Genomic DNA, 17937 nt, shown 5'->3' on the forward strand with positions numbered 1-17937 from the left:
GACGGACGTCACCTCATGCTCCACGAGTTGGCGCACACCTTTCAGAACACCGGCGCGATCCAGCGGTCACCACGCAAGAGCCGCAAGAAGACCGATGGGCAGCCGTCCGACAGCGAAGAGCTGGCCGCGAGGCTCATCCCCGAGCTGCTCCGGAGCCAGGAGGGCGACAGCGGCAAGCTCGCCAAGGAGCGGAAGGGGGAGCTGAAGAAGCTCGTGGAGAACCTGTCCCCGCGGCAGCGCGCCGCCCTGCGGACCTTCCTCGACGACCATGTCCTGCCCCCGGACTTCTTCTCCGACGAAGGCAGCAAGCTCGACGTGAGCCAGCGGCTGGAGCTCGCGGCGTACATGGTGTCGCGCGCGCAGGTGCGCAAGGCCGGTACCGCTGGCGGGCAGACGCTCACAGGCGTGAGCTCTATCGACAGCGACGACCTGATGCAGCAGATCCACAACTACGCGGACCTCTCGCCGGCCCGGGGCGGAGGTCGCTCCGGGGCCGAGGACCCGACCGGGCGGCTCCACTTTGGCGCTGGCGAGCAGGTGGACGTGGAGGTCGGCTCCAGTCTCAAGGGGCTCGAGGTCGGCGACTGGCTCATGGTCTCGCTCCCCGGCGAGCCCCGCGAGAGCGTGATGTTTGCCGGCTGGCGCGGCTTCACGGACAAGAAGGTCAGCAAGGCCAAGCCGAGGAAGGCCGCGGTCTACCGCCGCGAGCGAAGCGGCGGTGCGGTGATGGACTTCTACTGGCTGAGCGGGCGCGAAGGCAAAGTGGGCGAGGACGTCCACAAGATCCATTCGATCCAGCGGATGGGCGCGACGGCCACGGGCCCGCAGTCGTTCGATCCCACGCTCGGGTCGCCCGCGGCACCGAGCGCGACCCCGGAAGAACGGGAGAGGGTCCGGCAGGGCCTGGAGACGAGTCTGGCGACGATCGTCGATGGACGGTACGACGTGAAGGCTCTCAACGAGCGCTTCATCGCCAAGGCCGAGGGGCTGCTCGCGGGCCTCGACTTGGCGGCGGCCGACAGGGCCAGGTTCGAGGCTCGCCTCGCGGACGCCCGCAAGCCCAAGGGGCCCGATGGGGTCACCATCTACGATCTCTCGCGGCTGGCGGCACTCCTCGAGGAGCTGGACTTCCGCCTGGTGACCGGCGTCATCGACCAGGCGTTCCTGGACTGGGTATTCGCTCCTCGGCTCCCGCGACTCCATGAGGCGTCGCGCTCCCCCTCCCAATCGCGTGAGACGTCGTCGAGCCTGAGGGCGGCGTATTACCCGAGCCTCATCCCCGAGCGAGTGGTTGCCGAGCCGGACGCTGCGATGGCGTTCGGCGAGAGGGAGAAGCGTCGCATCTTTGCCGACTCGTTCCGTGCCGAGTTCCAGGAGATCATCGACGAGTGCTTCGGTGGCGCACCGATGACCCATGCGCAGATCTACGATCTCTTCTCGGAGCGGCAGATCGCCCTGCTCAGGGGGTTCATGCGCGATCGCCTGATTCCAGTGGGACTCTTCACGGACGAGCCGACGACCCCGCTCTCGACCGGACAGCGCACGCTTCTCTCCGCCCACATCCTGAGCACCGGTCGGATTCGCGACCTGCCCCGCAGGTCGACCGAGCTGGTGGAGGACAAACCACGTGCTGCCTTCTGTGGCCACTGGGTGCGCTGGGTCTGGACCTACGCCGCGGTGAGCCCCATGCAGTCCTACGTGGGCGGATCGGACCACAAGCTGGCCATCATCGACCCGACCGGCAGGATCACCTTCGGAGTGGGCTCCCGGATCATGGAAAATAGCACTGAGGATAGCGCCCTCGACCCCCTTGGCACCCACCGCAAGCTACGGACCGCCAAGAAGCTGCAAGAGGACGAGGAACTGGTGGCCAAGATCCTGTGCGGGAACACCAATGAGTCCTGCAGTGACCCGCTGCAATCGGGCGGCATGTCCATGATCTACGACCCCGAGGAATTGAAGATCGACGAGAAGCGGGCGGAGGAGATCAATGAGTTGGAATATGAAGATTGGGAGCGTGTGGCGGCCGGCAAGGTGCCCAAGACGAGGGCCCGCAAGGAGGCGCTGACCACATTCAAGGGGCGCGACCTGCTCGAGGATGGCACTCTGCTCCCGGGCGACTGGCTCGTGGTGTACAACGGCAACGCAACGGGCACACACAGCATCTTCTTTGCCGGCTGGAACGGACCGAGGCAGGGGCACCATCGGATGGCGAAAGTGTTCCATCAGGGGGACCCTGGTAAATTCGGTACGCCCGGTGGCGGCTCCAAGTACGATGATACATACAAGCTCGGCTACCCACAGTCGAGCAAGGACAAGAGCACGCAGGCCATCGTCACGATCATGCGCGCCGGCGACGAGAACCGCCCGGCGCAGACCGCCGACGAGTTGCTGCGGTTCGAGACCGATCCCGCCAAGCAGGGAAAGAAGGAGGCGAAGGCGCTGACCGAGACCGCCGCCTACATTCAGAAACGCAAGCTCGGCCACGAGGAGATCGTGGGCCTGCTGAAGGGAGCCATCGAGGCTCAGCTGGGGGCATTGGCGCCCAGCGAGTCGTACGACTCATCCAAGCCAGTGCGCCGCACCCTGGGCTCGGCGCAACTGGGGCTCTTCCGAGAGATCGTCGACGAGCATCCCGAGAACGGCCAGGCTCCGACCGTCGAAGACATCGTGGTGTTGACGGTCGTCCTGCAGCAGCTCACCCTGCAGCCCGCGACGGGCATATTCTCCAAGGACCTCTACGCCGAGCTGAGCGGGAAGAAGACGAAGAAGTGAGGTGAGCAGCGCTTTTACGATTGCATGGTTTCGAGGTGCGTCGGACGGTCTTCCATTTCGTCTTCACGAAACCCCAGATCCATGCGTACTCCCGAGACGCCTGAGGACTCCCGCTAGTTCCACATCCGCTGAGGCCACCGATTGCTGTCCCCCAGCTCCGTACAGATCCCCGCCGCACACTCGATGAGCACATCGACCCGCTCATCGCCATCCGCGGCCGCGAGGCAGCGCTGCTGGAGCTCGAGCAGCGTGGGGCGACCGGCGCTCATGCGATCGCCGTGGGCCAGGAATCCCAGCGTGGGCATGATCGCCGTGACCGCATAGAGCATCACCCGCGCGTCGGGGATCCGCAGCACCGACTGGACCATCTGCTCGTCGTCACCATCGAGGGTGGCGGCAATCCGCTCGAGCTGGGCCTTGAGCACCTCGAGCCGATGCGCATCGCTGGGGCCGTGCTCGGGCAGGAGCTCCACGCACAGCTCGCGAAAGCCCGCGCGCGGCGGAAGCTCGCTGGACGTTCGCACCCGCCCCAGCCCCTCGACGCGAATGAAGCGTCGTCCGTCGGGCAGCCGCTGGTGCGAGATCAAGCGCCCGAGGCCGAACACCCGCTCGAGCTCGGGACGACCGTCGTAGTTGCGCTCGAAGCCGGGGCGCAGCAGCGGGATGCCCAGGTGCCCGCCCTCCTCCAGCACGTGATCGACCAGCTCGAGGTAGCGCGGCTCGAACACGTTGAGCGGCAGGACCATCCCGGGCAACAGCACCGCATTGGGTAGCGGGAACACGGGCAGGGCGGCGAGCACCTCGTCCCGGGGTCTGCGATCGTCGTCGAGCATGGAAGGCTCGTCCCTCGAGACTCTAGCGGGTCCCTGCCATACGTGCGAGCCAACCGACCGTGCAGTGGCCTTCACGGGGTTCGCTGGGCGGCGCTTCCATCCGACGCTGCGAACCGCTGCCCGCGCCCACGGACCCGCCTGCGCCGACCCCTTGCATCACGCGTCACGACCACAGGCGATCCTGGAGTTCCTTGCGCTGCTGAAGATCGCCTCGAAACGAGGCCGTCACCACCTGCGCGCGATGACGGTTGTCGGGAATCCGCAGGCACATGTGCTCGCCCACCATCACGCAGCCCGCCCCGCGGGCATCGAGATGGGCCATCAACGCGTCGACGATGTCGTTGCATGCGCGTTCTTGCAGCGTGAGCCGGCGGGTGAAGCAGTTGACGAGATCCCCCAGGCGCCCAAACCCGACCAGCTGGGTGCCCGGCAGATAGGCGACCGTGGCCCGCCCCACGTAGGGCAGCAGGTGATGCGGGCACATCCCGTGGTAGGGAAGATCTCGGATGATCACCAGCTCGGTCGCGGCCTCACCCTCGACCGGGTCACCGAGGATCTTGGTGGGATCCATGGCGTACCCCGACAGGAACTGCTCGCTCCACAGCCGAGCCACTCGCGTCGGCGTGGTGGCGAGATCCTTGTGCCCCATGTCCTGCTCGCAAGCGCGCAAGAACTCGGCAACGGCATCCGCAATCGCGGAGGATGGATCGGCCTCGTGACTCACCCGGGGTGGATACCACGATCGCTCGTCTGCCCCGACGAACGCCCGTGTGGTCCCGAGCGTCCTCGTCGGGGCTCCCCTCGGATCTCCTTAGGATCCGAAGGATCCTTTCATCGGCGGTCGAACTATCGTTCGGCGGCCCCGGGCTCGTCGAGACCATCGGCGCCCAGCTCGTCGAACGGCGGGCCGCCGAGCTCGCGCGCGCGCCACGTGAGCCGAAACCCGCGGGGTAGCGCCTCCAACCCGGGCAAGCGATCGCAGGCCTCGCACGAGACCTCCTCGTGCACCGTGGTGCAATCCTGGCACACTCGCAGCGATTGCTGCGTGCCCCGCAGATCCTCGCGCAGCCGGGCGAGCACCGCGAGCTTCTTCTCGAGCCGATCGATCTGGGCCTTGAGCAGACCGCCGAGGTGCTCGACGGCGGCTCGGTCGCTCGAGGCCGCCTCGCGGGCACCGAGCAGCTCCTCGATCTCCTCGAGCGCCCAGCCGGCCTCGCGCAAGGCAACGACGAACAACAGCCGCTCGAGCTCCGAGGCCGCGAACAGCCGATGCCCCCCCGCGCTACGGGCCGCTCGCAGCAGCCCCTCACGCTCGTAATAACGGACCGTGCGGGGCGTACAACCGCCGCCCTGGGTCATGTCCTTGAGCGTCAGGTATCGCTCTGCCACCGCGCGTTCCCTGCGTAGCACGCTGCCTTCTGCCGCGGGCGCTGTCAAATCGATGTACGCGCCGCCAGTCCTGCGGCCCCCACGCGGCCTGGCCAGCCCGACCCCGCGTCCCCGGAGCCGCCGGCCGTCCCCCGCGCGATCTCCGTGCGGGCTTGGCCGATCAATTCGTTCGGCGATCCCCCCGCAGCCCCCTTGACCGCCCGGGCGCTGCCTTCTATACGTCCCACCTCCTTCGATGTCGACGCCCGAGCAGACCACCCCGGAGACCACCGTCAACGCCGCCGAGCAAGTCGTGCAGTACGAGCCCGTGCAAGGCCGGCCCCTCGAGGTCCGCGTCGACGACCGCGGAGTGGAGCGAGCGATCCGCAAGCTTCGCCGGCTCCTGGCCAGCGAGGGAGTGCTCCGCGAGATCAAGCGCCGCCGCCACTACGAGAAGCCGAGCGTCAAGTCGAAGCGGAAGCTCCGTGAGGCCGAGCGTCGGCGCAAGCGTCGCGAGCGCAAGCGGACCCAAGAGCGCTAGCCGGTAGCCCGGTCCGCAACACCATGGCGGGCGTGCCCACGTTGGGCCGCTCGCCATCGTTCTTGGTTGCGCGCCCCGGGTTGCCGAATGCACCCGGTTGCACCGCGATCGCGCTCGAGCTGCAACGCAAAGGTCGAAGTGGCCGATGAAGGGAACGTGGCATCCTTCATCGCTCGCCTTCGTGCCCCCGTCATCGTCGCCCTGGGCGTTTGTGCCCATGCTGCGCTGCGCCCCCTGGCATGCGGGCAGGACCCGGGCCCCGATCCCCGGGCGCTCCGCGTGGTGGTGTGGAACCTCCGCAATTTTCCCGGCGGCCACGACCGCCCCCACCTTCGCGACCGCCTCGAGCAGCTCGACCCTTCGGTGCTCGCATTGCAGGAGGTCCTCGATCCCTCGGCCCTCCCCGAGCTCCTTCCTGGCTTTCGCTGGCACGCGTCCGCAGCCGGCGGACGCAACGGCCAGCACCTGGTGATCGGATGGGACCCCGAGCGGGTCGACGTCGAGCAGCTCATCGAGCACGAGGCGCTCGCCATGGGTGGCCGGGTCCGCCCGGCCCTCTCGGGCCACGTCGAGCCCCACGGCTCGGGCGCCGACTTCCACCTGGTGGTGGTGCACCTCAAGGCCACGCGCAGCGGCCACGCCGTACGCAGGGAACAGTGGCCACGCCTGGCCAGCGTCGTCGAGGACCGCGTCCGAACCGACGGCGACGTGCTGGTCGTGGGCGACTTCAACGTGGCCGGCGGCCCCCAGCACTCCGCCGATGACGAGCTCGACGCGCTGCGCCATGCCCTGGCGCCGACCGGGCTCCACCTGTGGGAGACCACGGGAGGCTGCACCGCCTACTGGGACGGATCTCGCCGGGATCGCTGGTGGGAGCCGTCGCGCCTCGACCTGGTGTGGTCTGCCGGCCTGGCCCACCTACCGGAGCAACGGCACCGAGCGTGGTCCGGCGCACACTGTGCACACCACGCCTGTGCGCCCTTCAGCGCCAGCGAGCACCATCCCGATCCCGATTTGCATGGGATCAGCGATCACTGTCCGATCGTGATCGATCTCCCCCTCGGCGATCACGACCCATGACGGGCCGCCTCCGAGCGCGTCCGGCCTGGGAGCCTCGTCCGAATTGTTGGGGCAGAGCCGTCCGGTGGGGCAAGATGCCGCGCCACACCTCGGCCGCCCTCATCGAGCAAAACGATGGTCCGGTGGATCCACGCCTGCCCTCGCGCGACCACCCGTCCACGGCTCGGACCAGGCTCGGGCGACGAGCGATGATGCAAAGACCGAAATCGAACGCGAAGAAGACCCAACGCGGGGGGCTTGGTGAACATTCCCTTCGGGACGGGGTCCAAGGCGCGGTCGACCGAGCCGGGGGATCATGATAATCGGCGTGGTGTTTGCACTCGCGCCACCATTGCGAGGGCCGAGGATGATATGGGACCATCCGCGGCGCCTTCCCAGCGAGCCAAGCAGGCAAGTCCCCGGCTCGAACACAACAACCAAGCTCAGTAGCACGCCGAGCCCCACGACGACCTCGGCCATACACCATCGGTGATCACTCAGGAGAATCGGACATCATGAAGACCATTCGCAAACAGGGCTTCACTCTCGCGAGCGTGGGCCTCTTCATCGGCGCAACCGCGGGCATGGTCACGCTCGAGGGCTGTGACGACGCCCCCGGCGGCAACCTCTGCGGCCCGTGTGGCAGCGTGATCGAGGGCAACGTCTCGATCTCGGGCAACGCTCAGGTCGACGGCTTCTTCTCGGCGGTGGCCGACCTCGGCAAGATCACCGGCTCGGTGCAGGCCGACTTCGACGCCAACATTCGCGGCCTCGCCGAGGCGTGGGGCTACGCCGACATCGCCGGCGCCGCCACCATCGACGCCAGCGTGGTGGGCGACCTCATGGGTCGCATCCGCGGCGAGATCATGGGCTCGATCGAGGGCGGCATCACGCTCGCCTACGTTCCGCCCCGCTGCAGCGCCAACGTGAACCTGGCCGTCGAGGCCTCGGCCCAGTGCGAGGCCCAGGCCGGCTGCGACGTCGAGGTCGATCCCGGCGAGGTCTCGGTCAGCTGCGAGGGCACCTGCTCCGGCTCGTGCGAGGGCAGCTGCTCGGGCGGCTTCAAGTGTGAGGCCAGCGCCGGCATCGCGTGCACGGGCACCTGCTCCGGCTCGTGCGATCTGTCGGCGGGCGGCGCCTGCGAGGGCACCTGCAACGGCGACTGCTCCGCGGGCTGCGAGGTGGAGAACGCCGACGGCTCGTGTGCGGGTCGCTGCTCCGGCATGTGCACCGGCTCGTGCGAGCTCACGGCCGGTGGCTCCTGCGAGGGCACCTGCCACGGCACCTGCGAGGCCGATGCGGAGTTCGACTGCAACGGCTCGCCCCCGACCTGCAACGGCTCGTGCGAGGGCTCCTGCTCTGGCTCGTGCGAGGGCGAGGCCCGTCCGCCCAGCGCCTCCGCCGACTGCGAGGCTTCGGCCAACTGCGAGGCCTCGGCCTCGGCCCAGGCCAGCGCCAACATCGAGTGCACCCCGCCCAGCCTCGAGTTCCAGTTCAACCTGGCCGCCAACCTCCAGGGCAGCGGCTCGGCCGAGGTGGCTGCTCGGGCGCAGTTCGAGGCTCGCATGACCGCGCTCCGCACCCGCGGCGTGGCCATCCTCCAGGGCTTCGCGCAGCTCGGTGCGCTCATCAACGGCCAGGTCAACGGCGAGGTGGTCTTCAACCCCACGCCGCTCGCTCGCATCCAGACCCAGTTCTCGGCGGTCATCGACCTCGCGGCCTCGGGTGAGATCGACATCGCTCCGGGACGCATCGCATGCGTGGTCCCGGCCCTCGAGGAGGCGGTCCAGGTGCTCGGCTCCGTGGCCACCGAGACCGGCGGCACCATCGCGGCTCAGGCCGAGTTCAGCACCCAGATCTTCGCCATCGGCGGCTAGCCCGGCGAGACGACCGTCCCCAAGGGAGGACGGACCACGATCGACCCCTCGGAAGTCCCACGGGACCCCGGGGGGTTCATCTTTGGGTCGACGGCTCGTCGTCGCCCGTTCATCCTGACCTCCGTCATGTCCGAGCCCGACGCCGGTCCTCCCCTGCCCTCCCGCACCATCCCCGTGCTGCTCAGTGCGCTGGGCCTGTGGGTCAGCGGCGTGCTCGAGTGGATCCACGTCAAGACCTATCTGCTGCCCTCGGTCGACAGCTTCTGCACCATCGACCAGAACTTCGACTGTGCCGAGGTCGCGCTGTCTCGGTTCTCCGTGGTGCTCGGCGTGCCGCTGCCGCTGTGGGGTGCCGCCGGCTTCGTGGCCATGCTCGTCGCCGGATGGTTTCGGCTGCGCCTGCTGTGGCCGCTGTCGCTCGTGGCCGCGCTGGCATCGGTGGGCCTACTGCTCGAAGAGCTGCTGCACGTCGGGTCGGTGTGCTTGATGTGCGAAGCGGTCCACGTGCTCGCGGTGATCCTGGCGATCGTCGCCTGGCGATCGCATCGCCGGCACGGGCGCCCGGCCAGTCCTCGCACCTGGGCCCGCGTGCTGTCGGTGCCCGCGACGATCGTGCTGATCGCGATGTTCGTCATCCCGCCCTACTGGGCCCCGCTCACCTGGCAAGAGCACGTTCCGCATGCCACCGGGGTGACCGAGCAGGGGCATCCGTGGGTCGGGGCGCCCGAGCCCACCCTCGTCGTCGAGGAGTTCGTCGACTACGCCTGTCCGCACTGCGCCGTGGCCACCAACCTCACCCGACGACGGCTCGCCAAGCACGGCGATCGACTGCGCATCGTTCGTCGCCACCAGCCCCGCATGCGCTGCAACGACAAGAACCATGGCTGCATCGCCACGCGAGCGGCACACTGCGCGGGGCAGCTGGGCAAGTTCTGGGAGATGGACGCGTGGCTGTTCGCCCACATGCCCGGGCACCGCGATCTCGATGTGATGGAGGGCGCCCGCGCCCTCGGCCTCGACGAACCCTCGTTCGTGATGTGCCTCGAGGATCCAGCGACCTACGAGTGGGCCGATCGGCAAGCCATGGCCGCTCGACGGCTGAAGGTGAGCGCAACGCCGATGTACCGCACCGATGATCGAACGATCACTCAGCCCGAGCTCGCCACGTTGATCGACGCACTGTGACGTACGAATCGGCCGATCGACGCGACGACACACCACTCGCGTCAGCACGGTCGAGATCGACGATCGAACGATTGCTCGATCCACGATGATCACGTTCGCGATGGTGATGTCGTCTGGACCACTTTGATTCCCTGGTCTCGACGCCACTTCATCGATCATCGCGCCGCCGATTCGAACCGCGGCTGCTACGTTCTCGTTCATGCCATTCGAATGGAGCAGGTGGCTGCTCCTCGGATCGATCCTGGTGGGCGCATCCCCGGCGCTCGCCCATCCTGGACCCTCGGCTGCGTTGCGGTCGCTCGACGAGCGCATCGCGGCCACCCCGAACGACGTGGCCCTGCGGCTACGCCGAGCAGAGCTGCGCCGCAGCATGGGGCACCCTCGCGATGCGCTCGCCGATCTGCGCGTGGCCAGCCGGCTCGACCCGACCGAGCGCGAGGTGTGGCTGGAGCATGCGCTGACCCTCATCGACCTGGGCAAGCCGCAGGCGGCCGAGCGCGAGCTGACACGCGTGATCGAGGCGGGTCCGCCCCATGTTCGGGCCTTGGCCGAGCGCGCCCACCTGCGCGAGGCCGATGGTCGGCTCGAGCTGGCGCGCCACGACCTCGACGCTGCCATTGCCGTCGACCAGGCGCTCGACCTCTACCTGGCCCGCGGACACATCGACGAGCGCCTGGATCACCTCGACGCGGCCGCGGCCGGCTACCGCGAGGGGCTCGCCGCCCTTGGTCCAGCCGTTCTGCTGCGCCTGGCGCTGGCCGACGTGGAGCGGCGTCGAGGTGCTCATGAACAGGCACTCGCCGTACTCGACGGACTCTTGGCCGAGAACCCCTCGCGGGCCGACTGGGTGTTGCGGCGGGCCGACGTCCTCCAGGACGCCGGCCTTTCCGAGGCCGCGACGGCGGAGCGGATGCGAGCGCTGGTGCTCGCGCACGCAGCGGTCCAGCGCAGACCCACCCCGCTGCACCGCTTGGTGCTCGCCAAGGCCCACCTCGCGCTGGGGCAGCGCGAGCGCGCTCGCAAGCAGCTCGCGCTCGTGCTCGAGCAGGCCCCTGCGCTCCCCGAAGCCCGAACCATGAAGGCTCATCTCGACGAGTCACTCGCCCCCCAAGGACCACCATGAACACGCCCCCCATCCTCTCCCCCCTCCGCTCGCCGTCGTACGCGGCCCTGACGGCCGCGCTGCTGCTCTGGCCGGGCCGCGGTCATGCGGCCGAGCTCGAGCGTCACCCCTACCTGCAATCGGCCACGAACACCTCGATCGTCGTGGTGTGGACCACCGAGCAAGACTCGTCCGGCGCGGTGGAGGTGGGCCCTTCGCCCGATCAGCTCACCACCGTGGTGCCGAGCGCAGGCGTCGGCAAGCAGCACGAGGTCCTATTGACGGGCCTGACCCCCGACACCCGCTACTACTACCGGGTGATCGGCGACGACGCACCGCTGGCAGGCGGCGACCAGGCCCATACCTTCCTCACCTCGCCGCCCCCCGGGACCCCGACCAAGTTCCGCGCGTGGATCGTGGGGGACTCGGGCAAGGGCAACGACAAGCAGCTCCAGGTCCGCGATGCCATGCTGGCCCACGTCGGGCGCTCTCAGCCGCACATCTACTTGCACATGGGCGACATGGCCTACGACGACGGCAAGTACGACGAATTCACCGACAACTTCTACGCCCCCTACGCGGACATCCTGCGCAACACCCCGGTGTGGCCCACGCTGGGCAACCACGAGGGGGCATCCTCGGACTCGGGCTCGGAGTCGGGGCCCTACTACGACGGCTACGTGCTGCCCACCGCGGGAGAAGCCGGCGGTCTGGCCTCTGGCACCGAAGCCTATTATTCGTTCGACTACGCCAATGTGCACTTCGTGGTGCTCGACTCGCACGACTCGAACCGAGCTCCCGACGGACCCATGCTGACGTGGCTGCAGGACGATCTGCTGGCCACCGAGCAGGAGTGGATCATCGCCTACTGGCATCACCCGCCCTACACCAAGGGCAGTCACGACTCCGACTCGGAGAGCAAGCTCATCGACATGCGAGAGAACGCGCTGCCCATCCTCGAGGCGGGCGGCGTGGATCTGGTGCTGGGCGGTCACTCGCACATCTACGAGCGCTCGTTCCTGCTCGACGGTGCCTACGACACGCCGTCGCAGGCCGGGGTGGGCGTGCTCGACGACCTCGACGGCAGCCCGCTGGGCGACGGGCCCTACCAAAAGCCCCCGGGGCTCACGGGACACCAGGGCGCGGTGTACGTGGTGGCCGGCCACGGCGGCACCGGCGTCTCGCAGGACGACGAGCATCCCTTGATGTACTTCGCGGAGGCGAAGAACGGCTCGTGCGTGCTCGACATCCAGGGCAACCGCCTCTCGCTGGTCAACATCCGCTACGACGGCGAGGTGACCGATCGCGTCGCCATCATCAAGGGCGACGGCATGATCGTGACCAGCCCCGACGGCGGCGAGGCGCTGGAGGCCGGCCAGTCCCGAGAGATCCGCTGGACCACGGTGGGCAACGTTCCGAAGGTCGAGCTCGAGCTGTCGGTCGACGACGGGGCGACGTGGACGGTGATCGAGGACTCGATCCCCAACACGGGGAGCTACACGTGGACCGTGCCGGCGGCCAACACCGAGCACGCGCTGGTGCGGGTCTCCGATCCCGAAGTGCCCGCACGCAGCGACGAGAGCAACGCCACCTTCGAGATCTCGAGCACCGTCACGCTGACGCCGGTCGACTTCGGGCACGTGTGGCGCTACCACGACCAGGGCGAGGATCTCGGCGAGGCCTGGCACGCGGCCGACTACGATGACTCGCAGTGGTCCGAGGGCCCGGGCCAGCTCGGCTATGGCGAGGGCGACGAGGCCACCGAGCTGCTCGATGCCGACCCCAACCACCCCAGCGCATACTTTCGTACCGAGATCGAGCTGCCCGAGGGGGAGATGCTCGACGCCGAGCTCACCGCGCGGTTCGACGACGGGATCGCGGTGTGGATCAACGGCAAGGAGGTCCTCGCGGTCAACGTGGACGATGGCACCGACCATGGCGCCTGGGCATCGGCAGAGACCGAGGACGACGAGCCGGTGACCACGCCGGTCGACCTCGGCGCGCTGCACTCGGGCCACAACGTCATCACCGCCATGGTCAAGCAGAGCGACGAAGCCTCGGACGATCTGTCGTTCGACCTCAAGCTGGTGGCCACGGTGCAGCTCGAGCCGCCGCCGCCGCCTCCAGGCGGCGGAAGCGACGGCGGCGACGACGACGGAGGCTCGGCCGGCAGCGGCGGAGGCCCCGACGATGGCGGCGGTCTCGATGGAACCACCAGCCTCGGCGGCAGCGGAAGCGCCCTGCCCCCAACGGTAGGCGCCGACGACGAGCGGGCCTCGGGCTGCGGATGCGTGACACGAGGACGCACCCGGGGCTCCGCAGGCTGGCTCCTCGGCGGGCTACCCCTGCTGGTCTTGCTCGGGCGACGCCGTCGCGCCCTCGCTCACCGGTAGGCCCACCGCCTGCATCAACGCCAGCGCATTGCTGGTGCGCACCACCCCCGGGTGCAGTCGGTAGTCGAAGCGCAGCGACCCGTCGCGCAGCTCGTCCACGAAGTGGACGTTGTCCACGCGCGGGTCGTCGGTCCCGGCCGCGAGCGCGAGATCGTGCGTGGTCACCAGGCCCAGCGCCCCGCGGTCGAGCAGGCCACGCACGATCGCATGGCCCCCAATGCGGCGATCGTGCGAGTTGGTCCCGTGCAGGATCTCGTCGATCAGGAACAGCGCCCCGGGGCCCTCGTCGGCCATCGCGACGATCTCGCGCAGGCGTACGATCTCCGCGAAGAACCGCGAGGCCCCCCGCTGCAGCGAGTCCTGGACCCGCAGCGTGGCTCCGATCCGCAGCGCGGACAGGCGCATGCGGTGTGCACGAACGGGGGCACCGGCCAGGGCCAGCACCACGTTGATCCCCACCGTGCGAAGGTACGTGCTCTTGCCCGACATGTTCGAGCCGCTCACGATCCGCGCGGGCACGTCGACGCCGAGCGCCACCGGGTTGCGCACGCACGTGGCCGCGGGCAGCAACGGATGCCCCAGCCCTTCGCCCTCGAGCACCGGCTCGCCTTCGTGGAGCTCGGGGAACGGATCATCGGGATGCTCGAAGGCGAGCGCCGACAGGGCCAGCAGCGCCTCGAGCTCGCCCAGCGCCCCGAGCCAGCGCTCGATGGCGGGCCCGTGGCGTCGTCGCCAGCGCTCGATCGCCAGCGAGAAGTGCAGGCTCCACAGCAGCATGAAGGCCACCGGGGCGAGGAGCTGACTGCGTGCGATCTCGGCCCATGCCAGCAGCTGCGCCAGGCGTCGAATGCTGCGGGACGCCGAGCCCTCGTCGGCCACCAGGAGCCCATGGAGCCGACGCAGACTCGGATCCTCGAAGCGCTGACCTTCGAGGCACGCGAGCACCTCGGCCAGCGCCTGCAGCTCACGCGCCGAGCGCTCGGCCGCGCCCTGAGCCCGCTGCACGAAGCGACCGGTCGCGCGCGACACCACCCACGTCACGAGCACCATCGCGAGCACGCTCGAGGGGGGCAGCGGTCCCCAGAGCCACGCGGCGGTCACCGCCAGGGTCGACGCCGGTACGGCCCACGCGAGCAAGCCATGGCGCCGAGCCACGACGTCCGAGAGCGCCGCGGGGGCCCCACCCCACTCGACGAGCGGCAGCGGTCCTGCACGGACGGTCCCCGGGCGCGTGTGCTCGATCGAGGCATCGAGCTCACCGCCAGCCAGCGCGAGCGTCTCGCGGAGGTCGAGGGCTCGTCGCAGCGCCTCGACGGCGGCCTGCCGCCTTCGCACCTCGTGGAGCGTCGCGGGCCGCAGCAGCCAGTCGGCCAGGGTCCGCCGCCCGGCCATGGTCCGAGCCGTGCAGAGCAGTTCGAACAACGAGCCGGGCCCGAACAGATCGAGATCGGCCGCATAGGGATGATCGGCTGGCGCGAGGGCCTGCCCCGTCTCCCCGTGGCCAGCCCACGCGTCGTCGATGCGCCGAAGGCCCGCCCGATAGTGCTCCACGGCCCGCTCCGCCTGGGCGAGCGCGCGGTAGAGCCGCTCGTGCACGATCACCAGCGCCACGAACAGCAGCAGCGGCAGCGCGAGCAGCTCGCCGGGCACGACGTCGCGCCATGCCCCGACCCCGAGCAGCAAGCCCGCGACGACCGTGAGCACGCGCAGGTTCGAGACCCGGTCCACGCTTCGCTGCCGGGCGGCGACCGCATCGAGCCGCGCCCGCATCCGCGCCTCGTACTCGGCCCGGGGCGCCACGGAACGCCCCGAACTCGACGAGACCGCCTCAACCGGGGATCGTGACGGGGGCACCGCCTTCGCAGCCCCACTGAAAGTTGTCGAGGATGACCACGGTGTCGAGGATGCCGTCGCTCAGATCGAACACCCCGAGCACCAGCTCGATGGTCTCTCCCGGGACCACCCCCGCGGTGGTGGTGAGCCACCGAGTGCCGGCATGGCCCTGCATCGCGGTTCCCTGCAGCTCGGGCGCCTGGCAGGGCGCGGGACAGTCGTAGGGGTTGGGAGCGTCCTTGTAGTCGAGGAAGCCCGCGTTGAGCGAGATCGGGTGCCCCATGTCGTCGAACGAGACGTTGCCCGTCCAATTCTCCGACTCGAGCCACGCGATGTACATGTCGTTGAAGCTCGTCTGGTAGAACACCGGATACTCGGTGGAGAACATCGCGAAGTCGTAGGTGAACCCGAACGTCCCCCCCGGCACGGTGGCCGTGAAGCGCATCTCCGCGTAGTCGTAGGAGCCGCTGCCCTGATCCCACTGATCCTGGATGGTGTTGGAGCAATCGCCAGACCCCACCAGTCCGGGGTTGTCGAAGCAGTCCTCGGTGGCCGAGACCATGTTGGTCTGGATCGGGGCTGGCAACGGCGTCGACCCGAAGCCACCGACATCGGTGCTGGCGTAGAGGCCGGCCACCGTCAGGTCCTGGGCCTCGCCGCTCGAGAGGATCACGAACTTGTTGCCCTCGCGCGGAGGGAACGGCGGGGGCACGAAGGTCCCGAGGTTGCCCGTGTGCACGTAGAGCTGGCTGGCGGCCGAGTAGTCGACGCTGCCGTTGACCTGGGGGCCGCCCGGACAATTGAGCCCGATGGCATGCCACGGGTCGTTGTCCATCTGGTCGCAGTGGACCTGCGGAGGCGCCAAGCACCCGCCCCCGTTGCCGCCGTCGGGCATCGTGCCCACGTCGAGCAGAATCGGCGGCCCGTCGTCGCCCTCGGAGGATTCGGCTCCGGGGACGCTGGTGCTGCCGACGCTCGTGCCTCCCGTGCTGCCCACGCCGGTCTCGGCCGACGCCACGGTGGTCTCGGCCGAGGTCATCTCGGCCGTCGTCGCCACCAGCGGGCCGTCATCGGGACCCTCACCCTCGTCGCTGCCCGTGTCCTTTGCGCACCCGGCCACGCACAAGCAGACGGCGATCACCCCCTTCGTCCAGAGTCGTAGGCTCATTCGATTCATCCCTCCCCGGATACCCGGCTCTCGCAGATCCACCGCCCATCCGTGATCATCTCGGTAGCGCCACAGCCGTGTCAACGCCGTCGAACAACCGCTTGGACGGCATCGTAGAGAGGCCGTGGGGGGCACGGATGGCGATGGCAGGCGTCGCATCGCCGGCAAGGTTCGTTCCGCGAGGCGCCCGGCGAGCATGGCGCGAGAGTCCGCACGCTGCGTGATCCCCCAGCACATCGCCACGAAGCGACCACACAAAGCGACCGGGGGGGCTCCCCCTTCACGCCCGAAAGACGCCATGCTTCGCTCCATGGCGATCGCAGCCACCAACCCGCGACACTGCAAGATCCTCTGCACCCTTGGGCCCGCGAGCAACACGCCTGCACTCGTGGGCGCCCTCATCGATGCGGGGATGAACGCCGTCCGGCTCAACTTCTCGCACGGTTCCCACGAGGACCACGCCCGCGTCTACAAGATGGTCCGACAGGAGGCGAGCCGCCGAGGCGTGGCCATCGCCATCCTCGCCGACCTGCAAGGCCCCAAGATCCGCGTGGGGATCATCCCTGGCGACGGCTTCCTGTTCGAGCCCGGTCAGACGGTGCTCATCGACGTCGACCCCAACGCCCAGCCCGAGAAGACCGACGCGGGCTGGCGCATCACCACCAACTACACCCACCTGGTCGAGGACGTCCGCGACGGCGACCGCATCCTGCTCGACGACGGGCACCTCGAGCTCGTCGCCCAGGGCATCGAGGGCTCCGCCGTGATCACCACGGTGGACCAGGGCGGCCCCCTCACCTCCCGCAAGGGCATCAACCTTCCCGGGGTGCGCCTGCAGATCCCGGCGATGACCGAGAAGGACGAGGAAGACCTCCGCTTCGCCCTGTCGCTCGGGGTCGACACGGTGGCGCTCTCGTTCGTGCGCCGCCCCGAGGACGTGGAGCACTGCCGCGAGCAGATGCGCCACCACGGCCGCGTGGTCCCCATCGTCGCCAAGATCGAGAAGCCGCAGGCCATCGACAACCTCGCCGCGATCGTCGAGGTCGCCGACGGCATCATGGTGGCGCGCGGCGATCTCGGGGTCGAGATGGGTCCCGAGACCGTCCCCATCATCCAGAAGCGAGCCATCGACACCGCCAACAGCCGCGGCAAGCTGGTGATCACCGCCACGCAGATGCTCGACTCGATGATCCGCAACGCTCGCCCCACCCGCGCCGAGGCCTCCGACGTGGCCAACGCGGTGCTCGACGGCAGCGACGCGGTGATGCTCTCGGGCGAGACCGCGACCGGCGTCAACCCGGTGCGCGCGGTGGAGACGATGGACAAGATCATCCGGAGCACCGAGCGAGCACCCCGGGCGTGGAACCGGGGCCAGGACGATCTGGCGCTGGGCCACACCACCAACGCCATCGCGCGGGCGGCCGTGAGCGCCGCGCGGAGCTGGACCGGCACCAAGGCCATCGTCACGTACACCGGAACCGGCGGCATCGCGCGGCTCGTGTCGGAGTACCGGCCGCGGGTGCCGATCTACGCGTTCACGCCCAACCCCGAGACCTACCAGGCCCTCGCGCTCTACTGGGGCGTGACCCCGGTGCTGTTCTCCCCCGCCAGCCACGAGGACACGATCTTCATCGACCTCGATCAGGCGATCGTACGACGGGGGTTCCTCGAGCGCGGCGATCGGATCGTCATCACCCACGCGCACCCGCTCAAGCAAGGCTCGTCGGTCAACCTGCTCAAGCTCCACCAGGTGGGCGAGACCCTCGAGCAGCGTCCCTGAGTGACCCCCGGCGCCCACGAGAC

At 69.1% G+C, this 17937-nt stretch carries 13 protein-coding genes; 8 read left to right on the forward strand and 5 right to left on the reverse strand.

Going from position 1 to position 17937, the window contains the following annotated elements; all coding sequences use genetic code 11:
- Positions 1-213: 213 nt before the first annotated feature.
- Positions 214-2775: a hypothetical protein gene (locus OEB96_RS30180; protein WP_266220252.1), complete on the forward strand. Its 2562-nt coding sequence runs from the start codon at positions 214-216 to the stop codon at positions 2773-2775.
- Between the two features lie 113 nt (positions 2776-2888).
- On the opposite strand, the gene OEB96_RS30185 is transcribed toward OEB96_RS30180, so the two are convergent.
- The 3 genes from OEB96_RS30185 to OEB96_RS30195 all read right to left on the reverse strand — a co-directional run bounded on the left by OEB96_RS30185 (position 2889) and on the right by OEB96_RS30195 (position 4997).
- Positions 2889-3608, reverse strand: coding sequence for an LON peptidase substrate-binding domain-containing protein (locus OEB96_RS30185; protein ID WP_266220253.1), 720 nt, complete (start codon positions 3606-3608; stop codon positions 2889-2891).
- Positions 3609-3771: 163 nt separating this feature from the next.
- The gene (gene folE / locus OEB96_RS30190) at positions 3772-4332 is read right to left on the reverse strand and encodes a GTP cyclohydrolase I (RefSeq protein ID WP_266220254.1); all 561 of its coding nucleotides are present in this window, start codon (positions 4330-4332) and stop codon (positions 3772-3774) included.
- 122 nt (positions 4333-4454) lie between these two features.
- Positions 4455-4997 (reverse strand): MerR family transcriptional regulator, encoded by a 543-nt coding sequence (locus OEB96_RS30195; protein ID WP_266220255.1) that lies wholly within the window; start codon positions 4995-4997, stop codon positions 4455-4457.
- Between the two features lie 235 nt (positions 4998-5232).
- Here OEB96_RS30195 and rpsU point away from each other — a divergent pair, with 235 nt between their 5' ends.
- From rpsU to OEB96_RS30225, 6 genes are all read left to right on the forward strand, one after another.
- Positions 5233-5517 carry a 30S ribosomal protein S21 gene (rpsU, locus tag OEB96_RS30200; protein ID WP_266220256.1) on the forward strand — a complete coding sequence of 95 codons (285 nt, stop codon included), beginning with the start codon at positions 5233-5235 and terminating at the stop codon, positions 5515-5517.
- Positions 5518-5673: 156 nt separating this feature from the next.
- The gene (locus OEB96_RS30205; RefSeq protein ID WP_266220257.1) at positions 5674-6597 is read left to right on the forward strand and encodes an endonuclease/exonuclease/phosphatase family protein; all 924 of its coding nucleotides are present in this window, start codon (positions 5674-5676) and stop codon (positions 6595-6597) included.
- Positions 6598-7091: 494 nt separating this feature from the next.
- On the forward strand, positions 7092-8453 hold the full coding sequence (locus OEB96_RS30210; protein ID WP_266220258.1) for a hypothetical protein: 1362 nt from the start codon (positions 7092-7094) through the stop codon (positions 8451-8453).
- A 126-nt stretch (positions 8454-8579) separates the two neighbouring features.
- A complete protein-coding gene (locus OEB96_RS30215; protein ID WP_266220259.1) occupies positions 8580-9638 on the forward strand; it encodes a vitamin K epoxide reductase family protein in 1059 nt (352 codons plus the stop codon).
- 199 nt (positions 9639-9837) lie between these two features.
- Entirely contained in the window at positions 9838-10761 is a 924-nt protein-coding gene (locus OEB96_RS30220) for a tetratricopeptide repeat protein (RefSeq protein WP_266220260.1), read from the forward strand.
- A complete protein-coding gene (locus tag OEB96_RS30225) occupies positions 10758-13133 on the forward strand; it encodes a metallophosphoesterase (RefSeq protein ID WP_266220261.1) in 2376 nt (791 codons plus the stop codon). The genes OEB96_RS30220 and OEB96_RS30225 overlap by 4 nt, the downstream gene beginning before the upstream one ends.
- On the opposite strand, the gene OEB96_RS30230 is transcribed toward OEB96_RS30225, so the two are convergent.
- Together OEB96_RS30230 and OEB96_RS30235 are read right to left on the reverse strand one after the other, a co-directional pair.
- Entirely contained in the window at positions 13080-14933 is a 1854-nt protein-coding gene (locus OEB96_RS30230; protein WP_266220262.1) for a MutS-related protein, read from the reverse strand. The two genes, OEB96_RS30225 and OEB96_RS30230, sit on opposite strands and share 54 nt — an antisense overlap.
- Before the next feature lie 28 nt (positions 14934-14961).
- A complete protein-coding gene (locus tag OEB96_RS30235; protein ID WP_266220263.1) occupies positions 14962-16134 on the reverse strand; it encodes a choice-of-anchor L domain-containing protein in 1173 nt (390 codons plus the stop codon).
- Positions 16135-16444: 310 nt separating this feature from the next.
- On the opposite strand from OEB96_RS30235, the gene pyk reads away from it, so the two are divergent.
- Positions 16445-17914, forward strand: coding sequence for a pyruvate kinase (gene pyk, locus OEB96_RS30240; RefSeq protein ID WP_266220264.1), 1470 nt, complete (start codon positions 16445-16447; stop codon positions 17912-17914).
- Positions 17915-17937 lie beyond the last annotated feature (23 nt).

It is taken from the genome of Paraliomyxa miuraensis (assembly GCF_026337845.1).
GTDB lineage: Bacteria > Myxococcota_A > Polyangia > Nannocystales > Nannocystaceae > Paraliomyxa > Paraliomyxa miuraensis.

Coding starts and splice junctions, on each gene's coding strand:
- OEB96_RS30220 (WP_266220260.1), top strand. CDS start 9,838: ATGCCATTCGAATGGAGCAGGTGGCTGCTCCTCGGATCGATCCTGGTG.
- OEB96_RS30235 (WP_266220263.1), bottom strand. CDS start 16,134: ATGAGCCTACGACTCTGGACGAAGGGGGTGATCGCCGTCTGCTTGTGC.
- OEB96_RS30215 (WP_266220259.1), top strand. CDS start 8,580: ATGTCCGAGCCCGACGCCGGTCCTCCCCTGCCCTCCCGCACCATCCCC.
- OEB96_RS30185 (WP_266220253.1), bottom strand. CDS start 3,608: ATGCTCGACGACGATCGCAGACCCCGGGACGAGGTGCTCGCCGCCCTG.
- rpsU (WP_266220256.1), top strand. CDS start 5,233: ATGTCGACGCCCGAGCAGACCACCCCGGAGACCACCGTCAACGCCGCC.
- OEB96_RS30225 (WP_266220261.1), top strand. CDS start 10,758: ATGAACACGCCCCCCATCCTCTCCCCCCTCCGCTCGCCGTCGTACGCG.
- pyk (WP_266220264.1), top strand. CDS start 16,445: ATGGCGATCGCAGCCACCAACCCGCGACACTGCAAGATCCTCTGCACC.
- OEB96_RS30210 (WP_266220258.1), top strand. CDS start 7,092: ATGAAGACCATTCGCAAACAGGGCTTCACTCTCGCGAGCGTGGGCCTC.